This is a genomic window from Mesorhizobium sp. WSM4815, from assembly GCF_055811575.1.
The window spans coordinates 13,636-36,337 of record NZ_JBVVQS010000083.1; the positions used below are offsets into that span (position 1 = coordinate 13,636).

Consider the following 22,702-nt stretch of genomic DNA (forward strand, 5'->3'; position numbering starts at 1 on the left):
ATCGGAGTATGGTAACAGCGCGGCAGGGCGTTTCACCATCTTGATTGGCTGCATTTCTGCCGATAAGCAAAGGAGATGGCATCCGTTCGAGACATGATGGCTTCGATGGCATTCGTCGCAATGCTCGTCTTCTCGGTCGCGCTGGTGGCCGGGTTTTTCGGAACGCTGCATCCGGCCTTCGATTCCTTCGCTCATTTCCGCGTTCATCTTGCCGTGCTGATGGCGCTTTGCGCGCTGCCGCTGCTGGCGACCTCGTTTCGCCTGCAGGCGGCCACAGGGCTGCTCTTTGCGGTGGCTGCCTTTGCCACCACGTCGAACGCCCTGTCGGTGCCCCGCCTGTGGCCGGTCCAGGCAGCCTACGAAGTCGAGGCCGGCGATCAGCCCGTTTACTCCGGCGATCAGCCCGTTTACCCCGGCGATCAGGCAGTCCATCCCGGTGACAAGGCGGTCTACCGCCTGCTGCAGATGAACCTGCGGTTCAACAATGCAACGCCTGAAAAAGTCCTGTCGCTGATCGGCCGGACCCAGCCTGATGTGATCACCCTCGACGAGGTGTCCGACATGTGGAAGGCGAAGCTTGGCCTTCTCGCCAGCGCCTACCCCCACCGGATTCTCTGCCCCTACCCCAATGGCGTTTTCGGCGTTGCGCTGCTGTCCAGACGGCCGTTTGCCGCCGGCACGCAACCGCGCTGCGATGGCCGCGGCGCGATGGCCATCGCGACGGTCGATTTCGGCGGAACCGACGTCGACGTCGCCGCCATGCACCTCATCTGGCCATGGCCGCGCAACCAGTCATGGCAGATCGGCGGATTGTCGGGGGAGTTCGCCTCGCTCGGCGAGACATCGATCATGGCATGTGACTGCAATGCAGTGCCGTGGAGCGCCGCCGTCCGGCGCGTCGCAGGACTTGGCAAGCTGACTGTGGCGCCTTCGCCGGGGCCGACCTGGCTCCCTATCAAGCTGCCGGAATTCCTGCGCTTCGCCGGACTGCCGATCGACCTTGTTTTCAGCAAGGGCGCAGTTCTCATCCATTCGGTGTCGAGGCTGGATAACGCCGGGTCCGACCATCTTCCGCTGATGGTGGAGTTCTCGCTCAGGCCGGAACAGAAGAAGCCGGTCGATGAACACGAAACCGCGACGGCATCGGTGAGACAGAACGGCAGGACCCGAAGCTGAGCTACTGCTTGCGCAACAGCGCCCTGATGAGGTGCTCGACATGGCCGCCGTCGCGATGCTCGCGCGCGTCGAAGGCGTTCTGTTTCGCCTCGTATTCGGCATAGACGGCCTTGATCCGGCGCCTCGCCTCGCGGTGCGTCTTGCTGCAAAACAAATTGTCGGCGAACTCCAGTCCAGTGATCGATCTTTCGGTCGCCCGCATCATTGTCCTGGCGATCCGGCCATGGTTATGCTCGTGCGCACGAACGCCCGCGAAAAACCGCTTCCAGCGCTTCTGCAGTGCCGGCGTCGCGGCCGAGGCCAAACGCGGCAAGGTGTAGGTGAGATCGAGCGTGCCATTGGCCTGCCGCAGGCGGCAGACACCACCCTCCCTCGTGACGTCGAGGTCCCAATCTACGGTATAGGCGGCCAGCGCGATGGCGTGCGTCATGAAGCCGTGCCGCTTCGGACCGTTGCGGTCCATGGCCTCGATCAGGGCGGCGCCCGTGGTTCCAGTGATGTCGTAGGTCCGGGTCTTGACCAGCACCTTCGTGTCAGCCAATGCCGACGGTGCGAAGCCGCACAAGCCGCCAATCGCCGCAAGGCACGTCAGAACCGCCAGGCGCATGGTCATCTCCCGGGTCAGAAAGAATGGAACCACAGGCGCCGCCCCGCTTCAACTTCTTTTAGACGCCGCACATATAATAGGCCTTCACGCGCCTTCATTTGATCGGCGGGCGAGACAGCCGCCGGGCCGTTCTGGCTTGCTGGGCTACATGTTTTGGTAGACTGGTCCCTCTCCACCTTGTGGCGGCACCCAGGTAATGTTTCGGTTCGGATCCTTGATGTCGCAGGTCTTGCAGTGGACGCAGTTCTGCGCGTTGATGACGAAGCGCACGTCCTTCGCCTCGGGATCGGCGGCGGCGTTGCCATCCTTGTCGACCCATTCGTAGACACTGGCCGGGCAGTAGCGTGTCGATGGCCCGGCATAGACATCGTGTTCGGAACGCTGCTGCAGGTCCATATCCGCGACCAGCAGGTGGACAGGCTCGTTTTCCTCGTGGTTGGTGTTGGACAGGAACACCGAGGACAGGCGGTCGAAGGTGAGCACGCCATCCGGCTTCGGATAGGCGATCTTCTTATGCCTGGCGGCCGGCTCCAGCGTCGCATGATCGGCCTTGCCGTGCTTCAGCGTGCCAAAGGGTGAGAACCCGAACAGCGAATTCAGCCACATGTCGAGACCGCCGATGCCGACGCCGACGACGGTGCCGAAGCGCGACCACAACGGCTTGACGTTGCGCACCTTCTTCAAATCCTTGCCGATGTCGGTTGCCCGCCATGCCGCCTCGTAAGAAGCCAGTTCGTCATTGGCGCGGCCGGCGCCGATCGCCTCGGCGACATGCTCGGCCGCCAGCATTCCGGAGAGCACGGCATTGTGCGAGCCCTTGATGCGCGGCACGTTGACGAAGCCGGCAGCACAACCGATCAGCGCGCCACCGGGGAAGGACAGTTTCGGCACCGACTGCCAGCCGCCCTCGGTGATAGCACGGGCGCCATAGCCGAGCCGCTTGCCGCCCTCGAATGTGGCCCTGATCGCCGGGTGGGTCTTGAAGCGCTGGAACTCGTCGAACGGCGACAGATAGGGGTTCTTGTAGTTGAGGTGGACGACGAAGCCGACCGCCACCTGGTTGTCCTCCAGATGGTAGAGGAAGGAGCCGCCGCCGGTCTTCATGTCGAGCGGCCAGCCGAAGGAGTGCTGGACAAGGCCCGGCCGATGGTTCTCCGGCTTGACCCGCCAGAGCTCCTTGAGACCGATGCCGTATTTGCCGGGCTCGCGGCCGTCGGAAAGACGGTATTTGGCGATCAGCTGCTTGGCCAGCGAGCCGCGCGCGCCCTCGCCGATCAGCACATATTTGCCCATCAGCGCCATGCCCGGCGCGAACCCCGGGCCATGCGTGCCGTCCTTCTCGACGCCCATATCGCCGGTGACAACGCCGGTGACCGCGCCCTCGTCACTGTAAATGAGGTCCACGGCGGCAAAGCCCGGATAGATCTCGACGCCCAGCGCCACGGCCTTGGTCGCCAACCAGCGGCAGACATTGCCGAGCGAAACGATGTAGTTGCCGTGGTTGTTCATCAGCGGCGGCATCAGGAAATTGGGCAGACGGAACGAACCGGCGGGGCCGAGGACCAGGAAATGGTCTGCGGTGACCGGCGTCTTGAAGGGATGTCCCTCCTCGTCACGCCAGCCCGGCAGCAGCCGGTCGATGCCGATCGGATCGACGACGGCGCCGGACAGGATGTGAGCGCCGACTTCGCCGCCCTTTTCCAGGACGACGACGGAAAGCTCGGGATTGACCTGCTTGAGACGGATCGCGGCAGCGAGGCCGGCCGGCCCGGCGCCGACGATGACCACGTCGAATTCCATGCTTTCGCGTTCGATCTCGCTCATCAACCCCTCACTGCCCAGAGTGCCGCGCGCCCATTGGACGCGCAAAGGACACTCTGGCAACTTTATTTTCGCATGATCCTTTCCAAAAAGTGATTTCACTTTTTGGGATCATGCGAGCGCATTTGCGCATCTTGCTGGCTTATCCGCTGCATAGCGCATCAATTCGCGACGCGAAACCGGCGCTGACGTGACAATGCCGATTTCGTCAAAAAGGCCGCGCATCGTACTACAAAATCGCGATTTGCGGGTCCACCAACATCGATCCGGGTCCAAAGATCGCCGTTGCCCTGATTTTTTTTAATTGTTCGACGGCTTGCTTATCGGCCATACTTCGCACCATGCGCACATACGGGCCATCCGGCTTTTCATCGACGCGCTTTTTTTCGTCGCCCGGACGGGTTTGCCGGGCGCTCGTTTTGGCCCTTTTGCCGCTGGCGTCCGTTGGCGCCCACGCCGAGCCGCAAAGGGTCTGGGTGGCCGGAGCCTACTCCTTTTCCGACGAGCTGGGCGGCTTCCGCATCACCAGCGCCTCGGGCATCGGGACAAAGGAGGACCCGCTTGTCATCACCGAAGAGTTGAATTCGGCGACACCAGTGACACTGACGATCCGCACGACGAAGCCGATCCACCCCTTCGGCACTGCGGGCCAATTTGCCAACGGCCTCATGTATATGCGCATCGACGTGCTCAACAACAGCGGCCAGGCCTGGGTCGAGTTCCAATTCGAGCTCCAGGAGATACTCCACCGGCCGAGCGTGTTCGGCGACGGCCTGTCGTTCGACCAGCGTAACAAAACGCCTGACAACATCTGGTCGAGCAGCTTTGCCGATTTCGATCGCGACTTCGAACCCTATGACCGGCTGCTGTTCAAGAGCGGCAAGATCGACCCGTTGAAGACGGCAAAATTCGATTACCTGATCACCGACTACACACCACGCTGGACGTTCTATCTGGTGCAGGATCCGCGTATACCGTCGAGCTGAACTACTTCGTCATACTGGGTCTTCGCAACGTCTCTTCGCTCATGCTCCGCCCGAGGATGACGAAATCATGAAGCATCGCGCCAATCACGATGTTGCAAATTCCTGCCGCGCGACTGTATGTGAAAGCATGACTGCCGTTTCCCGAGACAACCGACCTGATATTGCCGAGCTGCTGGCCTTCTACGCCAGCGCCGGCGTCGATGAAGCGCTCGAAGAGGAGCCGCTGAACAGGTTTGCCGAGGCTGCGTCAAAGCCGCCTGAGCGGGCGCCAGCGACAGTTACGCCGCCAACCGGTGAAAACGCAGCGCTGCCACGCTCGACAAGCCTGTCACGCGCCGGAATGGGCGAAAGGCAAGCTGCCGCGCCGGCGGTGCGCGCGCCGTCCGGTACGGCGACAGTGCCCGACGAGCAGCAAGCGGCATTGGCTCGACACCTGGCGACGACGGCGGCAACCCTGGACGAACTTCGCCAGCACATGGCGGCTTTCGACGGCTGCAACCTCAAATTCACCGCCAAGAACCTGGTGTTCGCCGACGGCAATCCGAATGCTGCCGTCATGCTGGTCGGCGAGGCGCCCGGGCGCGACGAGGACGTCGAGGGATTGCCGTTCGTCGGCCGCTCGGGCCGGCTGCTCGACCGGATGCTGGCCGCAATCGGCCTCGACCGGACCTCGGCCTACATCGCCAATGTCATTCCCTGGCGGCCGCCGGGCAACCGCACGCCGACGCCGCACGAGACCGAGATTTGCCGGCCGTTCATCGAACGGCAGATCGAGCTGGTCAATCCGAAGGTGCTGGTCAATTTGGGCGGCCCCTCGGCAAGCACCCTTCTCAACACCACAGAGGGCATCCTGCGGCTGCGTGGCAACTGGCGCGTCCACACGACCGCCGCCGGCATTGCCATTCCCGCCATGCCAACGCTTCATCCGGCCTATCTCTTGAGAACCCCCGCGCACAAGAAGCTGGCGTGGCGGGATTTTCTTGAGGTGAAGGCGAAACTGCGGACGCTGGGTTGAGGGTGAAGGGAAGAGCGGCGCTATAACCTCCCCGGTAATTGAAATGCATCTGCGGCCGGCCTAGTCATGCGCTCATGACAGCAACCCAGACTTCCGCCGGCAGCCTCATTCGCGAATGGCGCATGCGCCGGCGCATGAGCCAGCTCGATCTCGCCATGGAAGCCGAAATCTCGCAACGGCATCTGAGTTTCGTGGAAAGCGGCCGCGCGGCACCCTCGCGCGACATGGTGCTGCATCTGGCCGAGCAGCTGTCGATCCCGCTGAGGCAGCGCAACCGGCTCCTGCTGGCCGCAGGCTTTGCCCCTAGCTTCAGCGAGCGTCCGGTCAGCGATGCCTCGCTGGCGCCGGCGATGGCGGCGGTCGAGATCGTGCTCAGGGGGCACGAACCCTTCCCGGCTCTGGCTGTCGACCGGCACTGGAACCTGGTGTCGGCGAACACCGCCATCGGCCCGTTCCTGGCCAATGTTGCCGAGCCTTCCTTGCTGAAGCCGCCGGTCAACGTGCTGCGGCTCAGCCTGCACCCGGGTGGCATCGCGCCGCGCATCGTCAACCTGGCCGAATGGCGCGCGCATCTTCTCGACCGGCTGAAACGCCAGAACGACGCCACTGGCGACCCGGTTCTGGTCGAACTGGAGCGCGAGCTTCGGACCTATCCGTCCGGCCTGAACGGCGCACGGCCGCTGCAGGTCGAGCCGAACGCGATCGTGCACCCGCTGCGGCTTGCGCATGGCGATGCCGTGCTGTCGTTCATCAGCACCATCACCGTGTTCGGCACGCCGCTCGACGTGACGCTGTCGGAACTGGCGATCGAATCTTTTTTCCCCGCCGATGAGCAGACAAGGACCGTGCTGGTGCGGTTGGCGAACGAGCGGGCCGAGCCGTCCTGATCATCCTTGCGGCGGGGTCGCCTGGCGGGTGCGGGCGCGTTCGAGGCCAAGCTGGCGCTCGCGCCAGATGATGAAGATGCCGGCGGCAACGACGATCACGCCGCCGATGAGCATATGAACCGTCGGGACGTCGCCGAAGGCGAGATAGCCGACAACGATGCCAAGCAGCATCGACGTGTATTCGAAAGGCGCCACGACCGAGGCCTCGGCATGGCGATAGGCGGCGGTCATCAGAATCTGGGCGAGCCCGCCGCAAAAGCCTGCAGCAATGAGCAGGCTCGCCTGCGCCGGTGTCAGCGCCTGCCAGCCAAACGGCAGCGAGAGCAACGCCAGGAGGCTCGCCGTCACCGAAAACCACAGCACGATGGTTGCCGTCGGCTCGCTCTGGACGAGGTTGCGCACCAGCAGCATGGCGACGGCCGAGATCGCTGCCGCGACCAGTGCGGCGATGACGCCGAGCACCTCCTGATCGCCGAGTGCTGCGCCCGAACCCAGCAGCGTCAGTTCCGGCCATGAGATGACCAGCACCCCGACCAGTCCGACCGCAACCGCGCTCCAGCGATAGACGCGGATCGCTTCGCCGAGGAAGATCGAACTGAACACCACCACCAGCAGCGGCTGTGCGTAGTTCAGCGCGATCGCTTCCGGCAGCGGCAGCCGAATCAGCGCGAAGAAGCCGAGCCCCATGGCGCAGACGCCGACAACGCCGCGCGCGATGTGGTTGAGCGGGCGCTTGGTCGAAAACGCGGTGCCAAGTTTTCCCTGGAAGGCCAGGAAGACGACGATCGGAAAGATGGCAAAGAACGAGCGGAAGAAGACGATCTGGCCGGCCGGCACCGTGCCCGCCGCCTTGATGCAGGACGACATGGCGACAAAGACCGCCACCGAGACGATCTTGAGCATGATCCCGGTCAGCGTATTGTGCCCGCCGGGTTGGTCCGTCGGGTTCACTTGGCAGCTGCTTCCTGGATCGCCGCCCAGATGCGCGCCGGCGTTGCCGGCATGTCGATGTGCTTGATGCCGTAGGTGCGATAGAGCGCATCCGTCACCGCGTTGAGGGCGGCCGGCGTCGCTCCGATCGTGCCCGCCTCGCCTGCCCCCTTGATGCCGAGCGCATTGGTGGTCGAGGGCACGTTGCGGGTCTCGAAATGGAAGAACGGCAAATCGTCGGCGCGCGGCATGGCATAGTCCATGAAGCTTGCCGTCAACAGCTGCCCGTCCTCGTCATAGACCGTGTTCTCGGTCAGCGCCTGGCCGATGCCCTGGACGACGCCGCCATGCACCTGGCCGGCCAGCAGGACAGGGTTCACGGTGACGCCGAAATCGTCGACGATCGTATAGCGGATAATTTCCGTCACGCCGGTGTCGGGATCGATCTCGACCTCGCAGATGTGGGTGCCGTTCGGATAGGTGCATTCGTCCTGCACGAACTCGCCAAAGCCCTTGAGATCGTCCGGGTTCTTGGCTGCCTTGGCGATGCTCGAAAAATCGATCGTGCGGTCGGTGCCGACGATGCGGGCAACGCCGTTGGACAATTCGATGTCGTCGGCCGAGGCTTCCAGCTCATCGGCGGCGATGCGCCTGATCTTGATGGCCAGATCCTCGCCGGCGCGAGAAGCTGACACACCGCCAAGCGGAATGGAGCGCGAGCCACCGGTGCCGCCGCCGGCCTTCAGCTCGTCTGTGTCGCCCTGGCGGACATGAATCTTGCCGATGTCGAGATGAAGCTTTTCCGAGAGGAACTGCGCATAGGCGGTCGCATGCCCCTGCCCGTTCGTCTGGGTGCCGATCTTCAGCGTCACCGTGCCGTCGCCGTTCAATTCGACAAAGGCCGGTTCGGAGCCGGGAAAAGCACAGGCCTCGATATAGGTCGCCATGCCGATGCCGCGGATTTTGCCTTCCGCCTTCGACTGCGCCAGTCGCTCCGGAAACGCCTGCCACTCCGCTTGTTCGATGGCGCGGTCCATATGGCCTGCGAATTCGCCGGTATCATAGAGGCGGTCGGTCTGCGTGCGGTAAGGGAACTGCTCGGGCCTGATGAAATTGCGCCGGCGGATCTCTTCGACTGGCAAGCCCAGGTCGTGGGCGCAGGCGTCGACGAGCTTTTCCAGCAGCAATGCCGCTTCCGGACGGCCGGCGCCGCGGTAGGCATCGACCGGGCAAGTATTGGTGTAGAGGCCGGTCACCGAAACGTCGAGCGCCTGGATGTCGTAGACGCCGGTCGACATGGTGACGCCGATATAGGGGATGAACGGGCCGTATTGCGAGATATAGGCGCCGATATTGGCGAGGAGATCGACCTTCATGCCGAGAAAGCGGCCGTCCTTGTCCATCGCCATCTCGGCGGTCACGACATTGTCGCGGCCTTGCGCATCGGTGAGGAAATGCTCGGTGCGGTCGCCGGCCCATTTCACCGGGCGGCCAAGGCGCCTGGCGGCCTCCAGCACCAGCGGATGCTCGCGATAGACGAAGCTTTTCGGCCCGAAGCCGCCGCCGACATCCGGCGTGATGACGCGCAGTTGGTTCTTCTTGATCTTGAATATGTCGGCCAGGATGTCCTGCATCGAATGCACGCCCTGCGAGCCCGTGGTCAGCACGAAGCGGTTCTCCCGCGTGTTCCACTCGCCGATCGCCGAGCGCGGCTCCATGTAGTTGCAGACCAGCCGATTGTTGATGAATTCGATGCGGGTGACATGCGCCGCCCTGGCGAATGCCGCCGCGGTCTTCGCCTTGTCGCCGATGTGGTAGCTGAAGGCGCGGTTGGAGCCGAGTTCCGGCCAGACCAGCGGCGTGCCTTCGTCAAGCGCCGTGGCGGTGCCGGACGCGGCATCCTCGCCCGCATAATCGACCTCGATCAGTTCGGCCGCGTCCTGTGCCAGCGCGCGGCTGTCGGCGACGACGAAGGCGACGGCGTCGCCGACATAATTGACCCGGTCGCGGCAAAGGACCGGAATGTCGCGGGTCGGCGCCTTGGTGCCGTCCGGCTGCCTCTGCATGACGCCGGATTTCAGCTTGCCGAGATGAGCAAGATCCGCACCGGTCAGCACCAGATGGACGCCAGATGCCGCCTTGGCCGCCTCGGTCGAACCGACGGTGAAGCTTGCCTTGGCCACCGGCGAGCGCAGGACGTAGCCGTGCAGGAGGCCGGCCGGCTGGATGTCGTCCGTATAGCGACCGAGACCCGTGATGAAGGCCTGGTCCTCGCGACGCAGCACAGAGGCGCCCATGCCGAATTTCGGTGTGACGACGGTCATGGATACCTCGCGACGATGATTGGAAAACGAGTGCCTGAAATAGGCGCTGCGCCAGTTTTGTCGAGTGACGGTTTCGTGTAAAGAGCGCGTGCTTCACATTTCTTCGACCAGCGGATCCACCTGCCGCTGCGGAAATCGACAGGAAAACCAACGGAATGCGCACGGACACCGGCCAGGTCTTCAAGCTCGAAGACTATCGCCCCACCGACTATCTCATTCCGGAAACCGGCTTGACTTTCCGGCTGTCGCCGGAAGCCACGCGCGTCATCGCCGTGCTGACGGTCGAGCGCCGTGATGGCGTCGCGGCGTCAGTGCCGCTGGTGCTGGACGGCGATGGCCTGACACTCGGCCGCATCGCAATCGACGGCCAGACACTCGCGCCGACCGATTTTTTCGCCACGCCCGATCAGTTGACGATCACCACGCCGCCTACAGCAGCCCGCTTCCAGGTCCTGATCGAAACCGAGCTGGCGCCGGCGCACAACGAAACCCTGATGGGCCTCTATCGCTCGAGCAACGTCTATTGCACGCAATGCGAGGCCGAGGGCTTTCGGCGCATCACCTATTTTCTCGACCGTCCGGATATCCTGTCGGTCTATACGGTGCGCATCGAGGCGCCGCACCACGAGGCGCCACTGCTTCTTTCCAACGGCAACCCGGCTGGCAGCGGCGAACTTGCCGACGGCTGGCACTATGCAGTCTGGCACGACCCCTTCCCCAAGCCGTCCTATCTGTTCGCCCTGGTGGCGGGGGCTCTCGGCAAGGTCGCGGACAGCTTCGTCACATTGTCCGGCCGCCAGGTCGAGCTCGGCATCTTTGTCGAGCCGGGCAAGGAGCGGCTCGCCGGCTACGCCATGGACGCCCTGAAACGGTCGATGAAATGGGACGAGGAAGCGTTCGGCCGCGAATACGACCTCGACGTCTTCAACATCGTCGCCGTGTCCGACTTCAACATGGGCGCGATGGAGAACAAGGGCCTCAACATCTTCAACGACAAGTATGTGCTGGCCGACCAGGAGACCGCAACGGACGCCGATTTCGCCAATATCGAGGCGATCATCGCGCATGAGTATTTCCACAATTGGACCGGCAACAGAATCACTTGCCGCGACTGGTTCCAGCTTTGCCTGAAGGAAGGCCTGACGGTTTTCCGCGATCACGAATTCTCCGCCGACCAACGCTCGCGAGCGGTGAAACGCATTGCCGAAGTGCGCACGCTCAAGGCACATCAGTTTCCCGAAGACCAGGGACCGCTGGCGCATCCGGTGCGACCGCGCCGCTACCGCGAGATCAATAATTTCTACACGGCGACAGTCTACGAAAAGGGCTCGGAAGTGGTGCGCATGATCCGCACCATTCTCGGCGCCGAGACGTTCCGGGCCGGCATGGATCTCTATTTCGAGCGCCATGACGGCGAGGCTGCAACCATCGAGGACTTCATCAAGGTGTTCGAGGATGTGTCCGGGCGCGACCTCGCGCAATTTTCGCTGTGGTACCATCAGGCCGGCACGCCCAATCTGACCATCAGTTCGACGCACAATGCGGCGGCCCAGGAATTCACGCTCGAGATCGAACAGTCGGTGCCGCCAACGCCGTCCGAAAGCCGCAAGCGGCTGATGCATATTCCGCTGGCCTTCAGCCTGGTCGGCACCGACGGCAAAGCGATGGAATATGGCGGCGTCGAGGGCGCCAGCGTCGAGGACGGCGTCATCCATATCCGCAAGCGCCGGCACATGGTGCGCTTCTCGGGCGTCGCTGAGCGCCCGGCGATGTCGCTCAACCGCGGCTTCTCGGCGCCGGTGACGCTTTCCGTCGAGCAGAGGGCCGACGATCAGTTCTTCCTTGCTGGCCATGACAACGATACCTTCTCGCGCTGGCAGGCGTTCAACACGCTTTTGACCGAGGCTCTGATATCCGCCTTCCGCCAGGCCCTTGACGGCAAGCAGCCCGGTTTCGCATCGCGATTGATCGAGCTTGCCGGCAAAATAGCCGGCGACGAGACACTCGAACCGGCCTATCGGGCGCTGGCTCTGGCGCTTCCGAGCGAAGCCGATATCGCCCGTGACATCGGCAAGAACATCGACCCCGATGCTATTTTCTCGGCCCGCAAGGCGCTGACGGTCGCGATCGCCGAGGCGAATCGCGAGATATTCTCCGACCTCTACGATCGACTGACCGACAAGGACGCTTTCAGTCCTGATGCGGTAAGCGCCGGTCGCCGGGCGCTGCGCAACACCTTGCTCGACTATCTTTCGCTGCTGCATGGAGGTGCGGCGCTTGCGGCCCGGCATTTCCAGTCCGCGACCAACATGACCGACCGCGCCGCCGCATTGAGCGTGCTTGCGCTGCGCCATAACGGTTCGCCCGAGACGGTCAAGGCGCTGGCGGAGTTCGAAGCGAAATATGCGACCGACCCGCTGGTGATGGACAAATGGTTCCATATCCAGGCCAGCGTGCCGGGCCCGCAAACCATTCATGCAGTGCGCGCCCTGACCAGCCACCCGGCCTTCTCAATGGCCAACCCGAACCGGGTGCGCTCGCTCGTCGGCACGTTTTCCAGCGCCAACCAGACCGGCTTCCATCGCGCCGATGGCGAAGGCTACCGGTTTTTCGTCGAAACGGTCCTGCAGGTCGAAAAGCGCAACCCGCAATTGGCCGCCAGGCTGGCGACGGCACTCAGATCATGGCGCTCGCTGGAACCTGCCCGGCAGGGCAAGGCAAGGGAAGCGCTGCTTTCGATTGCCAATACCGAGAACCTGTCGGCCGATTTGCGCGACATCATTGAGCGCACGCTGGCGTAATGGTCCTTCCCTTCTCCCCTTGTGGGAGAAGGTGGATCGGCGCGGAGCGCCGAGACGGATGAGGGGTGTTGGACGGAGTGCTGTCGGTGCCAAGCTGGAGCACCCCTCTTCCGACCGAGCTTCGCTCGGCCACCATCTCCCACAAGGGGAGAAGGGAAGTCCGCCCATAAAGCCATTATTTTAGTCGATTTTTAATCTTTTTTCGCTGCGCCTATGGACAAGCCGAATCACCTTTGATTCTTTAGCTGCAGATTCGGAAGTGCGGCGTCGCCGGATCGTCAAGCAGATTTAAGATCGGGGAGAGCCATTTATGGCGAAGGCGGACGCGTGGGGCGCGCCCGGAGGGACGGGTTTTGAGCAGCGTGAGGCGGGAAGCGACGGTCTCGCCGGCAATGCGCGGCTGATCGCCGAACCCGCGTACCGACGGCTTCTGGCAGCCGAGCCATTGCTGCGCCGATCGATACCGGCCCTCATCATCATTTTCCTGATTGTCATCGCGGCACTGCGGTTCCTGTCGCTGATGCACGAGCGCGACGACGTGGAACGCGACGCCAAGGCGATCCTCTCGCTCGCGGCGGGCCAACTGGCCAGTTCGATCAGCGTCGATGTGAACATGGCCTCGACGCCTGGCGCGACGCAGGACTTGTTGGAGGGCATCAGCCGTCAGGGCGCCATGGGCCGAAGCCACGTGCTTGCGGTCACCGACAGCGCGTTCAAGATCGTTGCCGTGACACCGCAATCGACGGGCTGGGAAGGGCGGTCGCTTGACGCCATCGCCCAGGGCGGTCAACCGCTGTTCATGTTCGGTGACCGCGCCGGGGTGATGGAGGTCAGCATCGGCGGCCAGGACTGGTATGCCGCGGTGAGCCTGGCAAATGGCAGGAATGGTGCTGCCGCAGCGCTCGTTCCGCAGGATGCGGTCTTCGACACGTGGCGCAAGACCGTTTCGCTCAACGTCACGCTGTTCGTGCTGACGGCCGGCGTGCTGATCATCGTCCTCTATGCCTATTTCGGCCAGGCGGCGCGCGCCCAGACCGCCGACCGCATTTATCTCGAAGCGCACCAGCGCATCGACATGGCGCTGGTGCGCGGCCGCTGCGGCTTGTGGGACTGGGACATGGTTCGCGGCAAGATGTACTGGTCGCGTTCGATGTACGACATGCTGGGCTATGAGCCCTGCGACACGATGCTGTCGTTCGGCGAGGTCGACGGGATCATCCATCCCGAGGACGGCGACCTATTCCAACTCGCCAACAGGATCGTCGCACGTGAGATCGACCACATCGACCAAGTGTTCCGGATGCGCCACGCCGACGGACAATGGGTGTGGATGCGCGCAAGAGCGCAGGTGATCGACCCGGAAGCGCCAGAGATCCAGTTGATCGGCATCGCCGTCGACGTCACCGAGCAGCGGCATTTGGCGCTGCGCTCCGAGGCCGCGGATCTTCGCCTGCGAACGGCCATCGAAAACATCAACGAATCCTTCGTGCTCTGGGATTCGGCCCAGCGCCTGATCATGTGCAATTCCAAGTACCAGCAGGACAACGGCCTGTCGGATCGCGACGTGATGCCGGGCGCCTCGCGCGCCGTTCTCGAAGATCGCATGCTTGCCTTCGCTTCGGAGCGCCGGCTTGCCAACACCAACGGGCAGCAAGGCGGCGTGACCTTCGAGCGGCAGCTTGCCGATGGCCGCTGGCTGCAGGTGAACGAATTGCGGACCAGGGACGGCGGCACCGTCTCGGTCGGCTCCGACATCACCCAGATCAAGCTGCACCAGGAGAAGCTGGTCGACAGCGAGCGCCGGCTGATGGCGACGATCCATGACCTCAGCCTTGCCCGCCGGGCAGAGGAAGAGCGGTCGCGCGAACTGGTCGAGCTCAATCACAAATACATGAAGGAAACCGAGCGCGCCGAGGCCGCGAACCGGGCCAAATCCGAGTTCCTGGCCAACATGTCGCATGAATTGCGCACGCCGCTCAACGCGATCATCGGCTTCTCTGAACTGATGGAACAGGCGCTGTTCGGGCCCCTGGGTTCGCCGCGCTACGAGGAATACGCCACCGACATCAACGGCAGCGGCAAATATCTTCTGGGCGTCATCAACGACATCCTCGACATGTCGAAGATCGAGGCCGGCCAGTTCTCGATGGATCAGGAGGAAATCGACCTCTGCCCGCTGATGCGGGAAACGGTGCGCGTCATCTCGCTGCAGGCGGCGGAAAAGTCGATCACCGTCGAAACACGCATCCCCGATTCGCTGACGCTGTTCGCCGACCGCCGGGCGATCAAGCAGATCATCATCAACCTGCTGTCGAATGCGGTGAAGTTCACCGGCCAGGGCGGCCGCATTGCGGTAAGGGCCCGCAACACCTCCAGCGCTCTGGTGCTGACGATCGAAGACAATGGCTGCGGCATCCCGAAGGAGGCGCTGAGCAAGCTCGGGCGGCCGTTCGAGCAGGTGCAGAACCAGTTTTCCAAGAGCCATGCCGGTTCCGGCCTTGGCCTTGCCATCTCACGCTCGTTGGCCGAGCTTCAGGGCGGCGCCTTGAAAATCCGCTCCACCGAAGGCACCGGCACGATCGTGTCGGTGCGCATTCCGACCAGGAAGCCGACGCAGCCGGTCAGGGCCGCCGCCTGAATAGTGAATAGTGAATAGTGAAATAGTCAGTAGTGAATATCTAATTCCATTCACCATTCACTACTCACTACTCATTCACACGAAGCAAAAAGCCAAAATCCTTCCTGACATTTTGCGACGTCTCCTTGAGGTGCGCTTCCAGCACGCCGAAATCTGGCAGGTCGGTGACCGCCAGTAGCAGATCCGAAAGCCCCGGCGGAACGTCGTCGCGTTCGAATACGCCGGTGAGGCAGAGCCGCGTCATCTGGGTCAGCGCCAGATAGAGCGCATAGGCATCGCAAAGCTCCTGCCTGATCTGCGCCTCGGCGAAATCCGGCGCCAGCCTCGACAGCACGTCCGCCGTCCCGGTGACCCGGCGGCCGGCTTCGACCTTTCCCGTGATCACCGCCACCTGCGCGATGAATTCGAGATCGATGAGACCACCCGGGATCAGCTTGATGTCCCAGAGATCGCGCGGCGGTTTTTCCTTCTCGATCATCGCGCGCATCTCGGCCGCCTCGGCCATCACCTTGGCGCTGTCGCGCGGCAGGGCAAGCACCTGTGCCACTTCGGTCTCGACCTCGGCGCACAGCGCTTGATCGCCGCCGATCGCGCGGGCCCTTGACAGCGCCATATGCTCCCAGGTCCAGGCGTCCTTGCGCTGGTACTTCTTGAAGGCATCGACATGGGTCGCCACCGGCCCCTTGTTGCCGGACGGCCGCAAGCGAAGGTCGAGTTCGTAGAGAACGCCCTCGGCGGTCGGCGCGGACACCGCAGCGATCAGCCGCTGCGTCATCCTGGCGTAATAGTGCGACGGGGCGAGCGGCTTGTCGCCATCGGATTCTTCGGCATCGGCATCGTGATCATAGAGCAGGATGAGGTCGACGTCTGAGCCGGCCGTCAATTCGCGGCTGCCGAGCTTGCCCATGCCGAGCAGCGCAACCGTGCCGCCGGCGATGCGACCGTGGCGTAGCGCGAACTCGGCGATGACCGCCCGCAGCGCCGCGTCGATGGTGAGATCGGCCAGATCGGAAAAGGCACGGCCGGCGCGCGCCGGATCGATCGAGCCGGCAAGCAGCCTGACGCCGATCAGGAATTTTTGCTCGGACGCAAAGATGCGCAAGCGGTCGAGCACGTCCTCATAGGCCCTGTCGCCCTCGAGGAACGCGGCGAGACGGCCGGACAGATAGGCGCGGTCCGGCAGTTCGGTCAAAAGGGCCGGATCGAGCAGGCCGTCAAACACGTGCGGCCGGCGTGTGATGATGGCGGCCAGCCGGGGCGCCGCGCCCATGATGGTCGCCAGCAGCTTCAGCAGAGCCGGATTGGAGTGGAGCAGCGAGAACAGCTGAATGCCGGCGGGCAGACCGGCAAGGAATTCGTCGAAGCGTATCAACGCCTCGTCCGCGCGGCGCGTCTGGCCGAAGGATTGCAGCAGCGCCGGAGTCAGTTCGGTCAACCGCTCGCGCGCCTCGGCTGACTGGGTGACGCGATAGCGGCCGAAATGCCAGCCGCGGATGACGCGGCAGATGTCGCTCGCCCGCTGGAATCCCAATCTCTGCAGGGTCTGCAACGTATCGGGGTCGTCGACATCGCCGGTAAAGACCAGATTGCCGATGCCCGCCGAAAGCTCGGGCGCGGTCTCGAAAAGCGCTGCGTAGTGGCGTTCGACCTGATGGAGCGCGGCGCGGAACGCCTCGGCAAAGGTCGCCGCATCGGCAAAACCGAGCAGGCGGGCAATGCGTTCGAGCCCTTCGTCATCGTCCGGCAGTATGTGGATCTGCTCGTCGGCGACCATCTGAACGGCGTGCTCGACGCGGCGCAGGAGCCAGTACTGCCTTGTGAGCGTATCGCGCGCATCGGCAGTGATCCAGCCGCGTGCCGCAAGCTGGCCAAGCATCGGCACCGTCTCGCGGCCGCGCAGTTCGGCGAAGCGGCCGCCGGCGATGAGCTGCTGGGTCTGGACGAAGAACTCGATCTCGCGGATGCCGCCGCGGCCGAGCTTGACGTTGTGGCCCTTCACCGCGATCTCGCCAAGACCCTTGTGGGCGTGGATCTGGCGCTTGATCGAATGGACGTCGGCGATCGCTGCATAGTCCATGTATTTGCGCCAGATGTAGGGCTGGAGCTCCTTCAGGAACGCAGTGCCGGCGGCGACATCGCCGGCCACCGGACGCGCCTTGATCATTGCGGCCCTCTCCCAGTTCTGGCCCCGCGCCTCGTAGTAGCGCAGCGCCGCCTCGACCGGGATCGCCAGCGGCGTCGAACCGGGGTCGGGACGAAGCCTGAGGTCGGTGCGGAAAACATAGCCGTGTTCGGTGCGGTCCTGGAGCATGCGAACCAGCCGGCGGGTCAGGCGCGAAAACAGCTCCGTCGCATCGAGCGGATCGACGACTGCTGGCGCTTGCGGGTCGAAGAAAACGACGAGGTCGATGTCGGAGGAGAAGTTCAGCTCATGCGCGCCAAGCTTGCCCATGCCGAGCAGGATCCAGCCCGACCGGCGCGCCGGATCCTCGAGATCCGGCAGTTTGAGCTTGCCTTGTCGGTGCGCGTCGCGAAGCAGGAAGTCGACGGCAGCGCGGGTGCAGGCGTCGGCAAGATCGCTCAGCCGCCGTACTGTGATTGCAGTTTCGGCCTCGCCTGCAAGATCGGCCAGCGCGATCAGGACATGCGCTTCCGCTTTCCATTGCCGCAACTCCATCATCAGGCCGTTTTCAGAGATGGCTTCCGCCCGCGCGGCCTTGCCGATGGCGGCGCCGATCGACGCCAGCCGCGCCTCGACGGTTTCATCGAAAAGCGCATCCAGGATCTGCGGGCGGCGGCGCACCGTGTCGCGCAGGAACGGCGACAGGTCGAAGACTGCCGCGAGAAACTCCTGGACGGCGCCCTCGCCGGCCAGGAATTTCGCCAGCACGACAAGCCCCTCTTCCTGCGCTGCGGAAGCGATCTCCGACAATTCCCGCCGGGCTCGGTTCTGATCCAGAGGCACGAGCCTTGCCGCCGGCTTCAGAAGCCAGTTGGTGTGTTCCGCAGCCGCCTTCACCGCCATCAGCGATCCTCCCGTTCGGGAAAACTCATGACGACGGATAATCCAGGATTGGCGGGCAGGAGATCAAGCCGCCCTTTGTGGAATGTCATGATCGCCTTGGCGAGGCTGAGGCCGAGACCGGAACCCGGCTGCGAGCGGCTCTTCTCCAGCCGCACGAAACGCTCGGTCGCTCTGGCGCGATCGGCATCGTCGGGAATGCCCTGGCCGTTGTCGGTGACGGAAAGCCTGATTTCGCTGCCGACGCGATCGAGCGCCACGCGAACGGTCGGCTTGGCTGTCGAATCGGTCGAATATTTGATCGCGTTGTCGACGATGTTCGATAGCGCCTGGCCGATCAGCTCGCGATTGCCTTCAACGGCGAAGCCGTCCTGCACAGAGGTCTCGAGTGTCACTCCCGCCTCCTCCGCCACCGGCTCGTAGAGCTCGACGACATCGCGCACGGAAGCAGCCAGATCGACCCGGCTGGTGATTTCTGAGGAATAGCCCGCCTCCAGCCTTGAGATCATCAGGATGGCGTTGAAGGTCTTTATCAGATGGTCGGACTCGGCGATGGTCGCTTCCAGCGCCTGCCGGTAGGCGGCGGAGTTGTGCTTGCCGGAGAGCGTCGCCTCGGCGCGGTTGCGCAGCCTGGTCAGCGGCGTCTTCAGATCGTGGGCGATGTTGTCGGAGACCTGCTTCAGCCCTTCATTCAGCGTGGCGATTCTGGCCAGCATAGAATTGAGATTTTCGGAGAGCCGATCGAACTCGTCGCCGGCGCCGGTGACCGGCAGCCGGCCGGAAAGGTCGCCGCCCATGATGCGGCGACTGGCCTGCGACACCGAGTCGATGCGCTTCAGCGCCGCGCGGCCGACGAAGAACCAGATCAAAATTCCGCCAAGCGCCATCATGCCGAGCGCCAACGTCAAGGCGCGGCGGATGACGGCGCGGAACCGCTCAGGCTCGCCGAGATCGCGGCCGACCAGCATGATCATCTGGTTGGGCAGGCGCAGCACCAAGGCAATGGCGTTGTGGCCCTTCTCGCCTTCGACCTGGACTTCGCTCTGGCTGGGCTCGTTCGGGTCGGCGATCGGGTTGCGTTGCCGCTCGAGCTCGCCCTCGCCAAAGCGCCGGTAGGAAAACGGCTCCGTCGTCCAGCCCTCGGCCACGAGAACGCCGGGTTCCAGGCTCTGCACGTTGCCGGTCAGGATCTGGCCGTTGGCATCCGCGATCAAATAGAGGTTGGCGCCGGGCTGGCGGGAGCGCTGCTCGACCACCCGCACCAGCAGCGGCAAGCCGCCGCGCTGATAGACCCGGGCGAGGCCGAGCACCTCGTCGTTGATGGTCTCCTGCGTCTGGCCGGTCAGCATGCGCGCCGACAGCGAGGTCATGTAGAAGACGAGCAGCACCGCACAGATGGCGAACAGCAGGAGATAGAGCGCCGAAAGCCGCGCTGCCGTCGTCTTCATGATGGCCGGCATTGAAAGGGCCATGCTAGCCGCTCTTGAGCATATAGCCGGCGCCACGAACCGTGTGCAGGATGGGCTTGTCGAAGCCCTTCTCGATCTTGCCGCGCAGCCGCGAGACGTGCACGTCGATGACGTTGGTCTGCGGATCGAAATGATAGTCCCAGACATTTTCCAGCAGCATGGTGCGCGTCACCACCTGGCCGGCATGGCGCATCAGATATTCGAGCAGGCGGAACTCGCGCGGCTGCAGCGTAATCTCGCGGGCCGCGCGCCGTACCGAATGCGACAGCCTGTCGAGTTCGAGGTCGCCGACCCGGTAGACGGTTTCGGCCTCCCTGGCGCTGGCGCGGCGGTTCAGCACCTCGACCCGGGCCAGAAGCTCGGAAAAGGCATAGGGCTTGGTCAGATAGTCGTCGCCGCCGGCGCGCAAGCCGGTGACCCGGTCGTCGACTTCGCCGAGCGCCGACAGGATCAGCACCGGCGTAGTCTTGCCTCGGGATCTAAGACCGGCGATGACCGACAGGCCGTCGCGGCGCGGCAGCATGCGGTCGACGACCATCACGTCATAGTCGCCGGAGTCAGCGAGCGCGAAGCCGGTTTCACCGTCGCCGGCGACATGGGCGGTATGTCCGGCCTCGGTAAAGGCTTTCTGAAGGTAATCGGCCGCTTCGCGATCGTCTTCTATGACGAGAATCTTCATGGGACCGTTATACGCGATTTCGCTGGAAGAATGAGTGGTCGGCATAGGCATCATGGCCTCGAGATGTATCGCCAACAAAATGATTCAAGAACGAGCAGTAAGTCTTTGTTTTAAAATGTTATTGGCGTCGAGACCCGGCATCCTCGGATTTGGGCGACATGCTTTGTTGTTTGAGCATGTCGTCATCCCAAAACCGCTTCACACTTTGGGCGACTGCTCTGTTGTTCGAGCGGCAGCGGGCGATGGGAGCCCGCTGCCGCTGGGCCGGAACACGATGACTGACTAACGTATTCAAGCCCCGTGCTTTCCCATGCTACGGCTCGGGTGTTTGAAACCGCCGCATCGGAAGAGTCTGGAACGTCAGCCCTTGGCGACAGGCAGCGCGACGAAGCGGTTGCTGTCGTCGCGGGTGATCTGCATCAGCACCGCCTTGCGGCCCGACTTCACCGCGTCGGCCATGGCCTTGGCGACGTCCTCGGTGCCATTGACCTCCGTCGAATTGACCGAGGTGATGACATCGCCGGGCTGGATCCCGCGATCGGCGGCATCGCTGTCGGGATCGACATCGGTCACCACAAGCCCTTTGCCATCGTCGGACCTGGTGACGGTGAGACCGAGGTCGGCCAGCGTATCGGCCTTTGGCGGAGCCGAAGGCTGCTGGTCGGCCGAAGCCTGCTTGTCACTCGAAGGCAGCGTGCCGAGGTCGACCTTGACCGTTTCACTCTTGCCGTCACGCCACAGCGTGACGTCGACCGGCTTGCCGGGCGTGTAGGCGCCGATCAGGCGGGCGAGTTCCTTCGGCGAAGCGACGTCCTTGCCGTCCACCTGAGTGATGACGTCACCAGCCGATATGCCGGCCTCCTTGCCGGGACCATCGTCCTGGGCGCTGGAAACGAGAGCGCCCTTATCGGACTTCAGCCCGAGCGATTCGGCGATTTCGGAGGTGACCGGCTGGATCTCGACGCCAAGCCAGCCGCGCTGGACGGTGCCGTCCTTCATCAGATCCTGAACGACCTGTTCGGCGGTCGAGGCGGGAATGTCGAAGGCAATGCCGACGCTGCCGCCGGACGGCGAGAAGATCGCGGTGTTGATGCCGACGACCTGGCCGTTGAGGTTGAAGGTCGGGCCACCCGAATTGCCGCGGTTCACCGAGGCATCGATCTGGATGAAATCATCATAAGGACCGGCGCCGATGTCGCGACCACGGGCCGAGACAATGCCGGCAGTAACTGTGCCGCCGAGGCCGAACGGATTGCCGACGGCCACCACCCAGTCGCCGACGCGAACCTTTGCATCATCGGCGAAGTCGACATAGGTGAACTTGCCGTCGCCTTCGACCTTGAGCACTGCGAGATCGGTGCGCGGATCTGTGCCGACCAACTTGGCGTCGAGTTCCTTGCCGTCATGCATCACCACCGTGAAGGACGAGCCCTCTCCGACGACATGGTTGTTGGTGACGAGGTAGCCATCCTCGGAGATGAAGAAGCCGGACCCTTGAGCGACCGGCCGTGGCTGGCGGTCACCGCGTCCGAAACGTCGCATTCCATCCCGGCCATCCTGATCGCCAAAGCCACGGAACTCCCTGAAGAAGCGGCGCAATTGCGGATCGTCGGGGAGATTGCCGAAGGCGTCGGGAAGGTCGGAGCCGTCGTCAGCGGTCGATTCTATCTTGGCTTTGACGCGGACACTGACGACCGCCGGCGAAACGCGCTCGACCACGTCGGCGAAGCTCGGGACCTGAGGCGCCTCGACACGCACGGCCTCGGCCAGGACGGGGGCTGTCCCGGTGGCAACCGCGCCGAAGCCGATCGCGCCGGCAATGGCCACTGATGCGGCGGCAGCCATCAGGCGTTTGCGGGTGCGGGAATGTGAATTGGGGGCAATATTCATGGGTCTCGTATCCTCTTTCAAGGGATGCGCTTCGGTCGGCATCCTCGGCCAAGAGAAATAGAGGCGCGCACATTACGGCGCCATTTCCAGTGCATGAAACTTTGGTAATGTTTGCAGGCACCAACCCTTTGGTTGCGCCCGCCCGTTGTCATATGTTGTACACAGTTCAGCACAAGGCTTTCACCATGACCGCAAGCGCCATGACGATTCGGGTTTCGTCCGAAACCAAGCTGAAGCTGGAGCGGATCGCCGCCGACACGCGGCGCAGCAAATCCTTCCTCGCGGCCGAGGCGATATCGGCCTATGTCGATCGCGAGCTTGAGATCATCGAAGGCATCAAACGCGGCATGGCCGATGCGGCAGCTGGCCGTGTCGTGCCGCACGACGAAGCCATGGCGGAAATCGACGCCATCATCGAAGCGTCGGAAGCCAGGCGCGCAGACAAGGCTTGAAGCGG

The 22,702-nt window shown here is 63.5% G+C and carries 15 protein-coding genes; 7 read left to right on the forward strand and 8 right to left on the reverse strand.

Annotation, left to right across the window (positions count from 1 at the left end):
* Positions 1-105: 105 nt before the first annotated feature.
* Positions 106-1,176 carry an endonuclease/exonuclease/phosphatase family protein gene (locus AC0L2B_RS07840; protein ID WP_473744824.1) on the forward strand — a complete coding sequence of 357 codons (1,071 nt, stop codon included), beginning with the start codon at positions 106-108 and terminating at the stop codon, positions 1,174-1,176.
* Position 1,177: 1 nt separating this feature from the next.
* Here AC0L2B_RS07840 and AC0L2B_RS07845 read toward each other — a convergent pair whose 3' ends face one another.
* Together AC0L2B_RS07845 and AC0L2B_RS07850 are read right to left on the reverse strand one after the other, a co-directional pair.
* Entirely contained in the window at positions 1,178-1,783 is a 606-nt protein-coding gene (locus AC0L2B_RS07845) for a DUF922 domain-containing protein (protein WP_473744825.1), read from the reverse strand.
* 144 nt (positions 1,784-1,927) lie between these two features.
* Positions 1,928-3,607, reverse strand: a complete 1,680-nt coding sequence (locus AC0L2B_RS07850; protein WP_473744826.1) for an electron transfer flavoprotein-ubiquinone oxidoreductase — start codon at positions 3,605-3,607, stop codon at positions 1,928-1,930.
* 338 nt (positions 3,608-3,945) lie between these two features.
* On the opposite strand from AC0L2B_RS07850, the gene AC0L2B_RS07855 reads away from it, so the two are divergent.
* The 3 genes from AC0L2B_RS07855 (at position 3,946) to AC0L2B_RS07865 (ending at position 6,492) form a co-directional block, all read left to right on the forward strand.
* Complete coding sequence (locus AC0L2B_RS07855; RefSeq protein ID WP_473744827.1) at positions 3,946-4,590, forward strand: hypothetical protein; 645 nt, start codon at positions 3,946-3,948, stop codon at positions 4,588-4,590.
* A 127-nt stretch (positions 4,591-4,717) separates the two neighbouring features.
* Entirely contained in the window at positions 4,718-5,605 is an 888-nt protein-coding gene (locus AC0L2B_RS07860; RefSeq protein ID WP_473744828.1) for a uracil-DNA glycosylase, read from the forward strand.
* 74 nt (positions 5,606-5,679) lie between these two features.
* Positions 5,680-6,492, forward strand: coding sequence for a helix-turn-helix domain-containing protein (locus tag AC0L2B_RS07865; RefSeq protein WP_027152758.1), 813 nt, complete (start codon positions 5,680-5,682; stop codon positions 6,490-6,492).
* Here AC0L2B_RS07865 and AC0L2B_RS07870 read toward each other — a convergent pair whose 3' ends face one another.
* Together AC0L2B_RS07870 and AC0L2B_RS07875 are read right to left on the reverse strand one after the other, a co-directional pair.
* Positions 6,493-7,395 carry a DMT family transporter gene (locus AC0L2B_RS07870; RefSeq protein WP_287235213.1) on the reverse strand — a complete coding sequence of 301 codons (903 nt, stop codon included), beginning with the start codon at positions 7,393-7,395 and terminating at the stop codon, positions 6,493-6,495.
* Between the two features lie 44 nt (positions 7,396-7,439).
* Positions 7,440-9,746: a xanthine dehydrogenase family protein molybdopterin-binding subunit gene (locus tag AC0L2B_RS07875; RefSeq protein WP_473744829.1), complete on the reverse strand. Its 2,307-nt coding sequence runs from the start codon at positions 9,744-9,746 to the stop codon at positions 7,440-7,442.
* A 155-nt stretch (positions 9,747-9,901) separates the two neighbouring features.
* Here AC0L2B_RS07875 and pepN point away from each other — a divergent pair, with 155 nt between their 5' ends.
* A complete protein-coding gene (pepN, locus tag AC0L2B_RS07880; protein WP_473744830.1) occupies positions 9,902-12,547 on the forward strand; it encodes an aminopeptidase N in 2,646 nt (881 codons plus the stop codon).
* 310 nt (positions 12,548-12,857) lie between these two features.
* Positions 12,858-15,185, forward strand: a complete 2,328-nt coding sequence (locus AC0L2B_RS07885; RefSeq protein ID WP_473744831.1) for a PAS domain-containing sensor histidine kinase — start codon at positions 12,858-12,860, stop codon at positions 15,183-15,185.
* Between the two features lie 67 nt (positions 15,186-15,252).
* On the opposite strand, the gene AC0L2B_RS07890 is transcribed toward AC0L2B_RS07885, so the two are convergent.
* The 4 genes from AC0L2B_RS07890 to AC0L2B_RS07905 form a co-directional block, all read right to left on the reverse strand.
* Positions 15,253-18,210 carry a bifunctional [glutamine synthetase] adenylyltransferase/[glutamine synthetase]-adenylyl-L-tyrosine phosphorylase gene (locus AC0L2B_RS07890; protein ID WP_473744832.1) on the reverse strand — a complete coding sequence of 986 codons (2,958 nt, stop codon included), beginning with the start codon at positions 18,208-18,210 and terminating at the stop codon, positions 15,253-15,255.
* Positions 18,210-19,679, reverse strand: a complete 1,470-nt coding sequence (locus AC0L2B_RS07895; protein WP_287064264.1) for a sensor histidine kinase — start codon at positions 19,677-19,679, stop codon at positions 18,210-18,212. Before AC0L2B_RS07895 ends, AC0L2B_RS07890 begins: the two co-directional genes overlap by 1 nt.
* 1 nt (position 19,680) lies before the next feature.
* Positions 19,681-20,355, reverse strand: coding sequence for a response regulator transcription factor (locus AC0L2B_RS07900; protein WP_023800810.1), 675 nt, complete (start codon positions 20,353-20,355; stop codon positions 19,681-19,683).
* Between the two features lie 360 nt (positions 20,356-20,715).
* Positions 20,716-22,245, reverse strand: coding sequence for a Do family serine endopeptidase (locus AC0L2B_RS07905; RefSeq protein ID WP_473744833.1), 1,530 nt, complete (start codon positions 22,243-22,245; stop codon positions 20,716-20,718).
* Between the two features lie 185 nt (positions 22,246-22,430).
* On the opposite strand from AC0L2B_RS07905, the gene AC0L2B_RS07910 reads away from it, so the two are divergent.
* Positions 22,431-22,697 carry a CopG family ribbon-helix-helix protein gene (locus AC0L2B_RS07910; protein WP_473744834.1) on the forward strand — a complete coding sequence of 89 codons (267 nt, stop codon included), beginning with the start codon at positions 22,431-22,433 and terminating at the stop codon, positions 22,695-22,697.
* Positions 22,698-22,702 lie beyond the last annotated feature (5 nt).

Coding starts and splice junctions, on each gene's coding strand:
- AC0L2B_RS07905 (WP_473744833.1), bottom strand. CDS start 22,245: ATGAATATTGCCCCCAATTCACATTCCCGCACCCGCAAACGCCTGATG.
- AC0L2B_RS07910 (WP_473744834.1), top strand. CDS start 22,431: ATGACCGCAAGCGCCATGACGATTCGGGTTTCGTCCGAAACCAAGCTG.
- AC0L2B_RS07875 (WP_473744829.1), bottom strand. CDS start 9,746: ATGACCGTCGTCACACCGAAATTCGGCATGGGCGCCTCTGTGCTGCGT.
- AC0L2B_RS07840 (WP_473744824.1), top strand. CDS start 106: ATGGCATTCGTCGCAATGCTCGTCTTCTCGGTCGCGCTGGTGGCCGGG.
- AC0L2B_RS07865 (WP_027152758.1), top strand. CDS start 5,680: ATGACAGCAACCCAGACTTCCGCCGGCAGCCTCATTCGCGAATGGCGC.
- AC0L2B_RS07855 (WP_473744827.1), top strand. CDS start 3,946: ATGCGCACATACGGGCCATCCGGCTTTTCATCGACGCGCTTTTTTTCG.
- AC0L2B_RS07870 (WP_287235213.1), bottom strand. CDS start 7,395: ATGCTCAAGATCGTCTCGGTGGCGGTCTTTGTCGCCATGTCGTCCTGC.
- AC0L2B_RS07850 (WP_473744826.1), bottom strand. CDS start 3,607: ATGAGCGAGATCGAACGCGAAAGCATGGAATTCGACGTGGTCATCGTC.
- AC0L2B_RS07890 (WP_473744832.1), bottom strand. CDS start 18,210: ATGGCGGTGAAGGCGGCTGCGGAACACACCAACTGGCTTCTGAAGCCG.
- AC0L2B_RS07900 (WP_023800810.1), bottom strand. CDS start 20,355: ATGAAGATTCTCGTCATAGAAGACGATCGCGAAGCGGCCGATTACCTT.
- AC0L2B_RS07885 (WP_473744831.1), top strand. CDS start 12,858: ATGGCGAAGGCGGACGCGTGGGGCGCGCCCGGAGGGACGGGTTTTGAG.
- AC0L2B_RS07895 (WP_287064264.1), bottom strand. CDS start 19,679: ATGGCCCTTTCAATGCCGGCCATCATGAAGACGACGGCAGCGCGGCTT.
- AC0L2B_RS07860 (WP_473744828.1), top strand. CDS start 4,718: ATGACTGCCGTTTCCCGAGACAACCGACCTGATATTGCCGAGCTGCTG.
- pepN (WP_473744830.1), top strand. CDS start 9,902: ATGCGCACGGACACCGGCCAGGTCTTCAAGCTCGAAGACTATCGCCCC.
- AC0L2B_RS07845 (WP_473744825.1), bottom strand. CDS start 1,783: ATGCGCCTGGCGGTTCTGACGTGCCTTGCGGCGATTGGCGGCTTGTGC.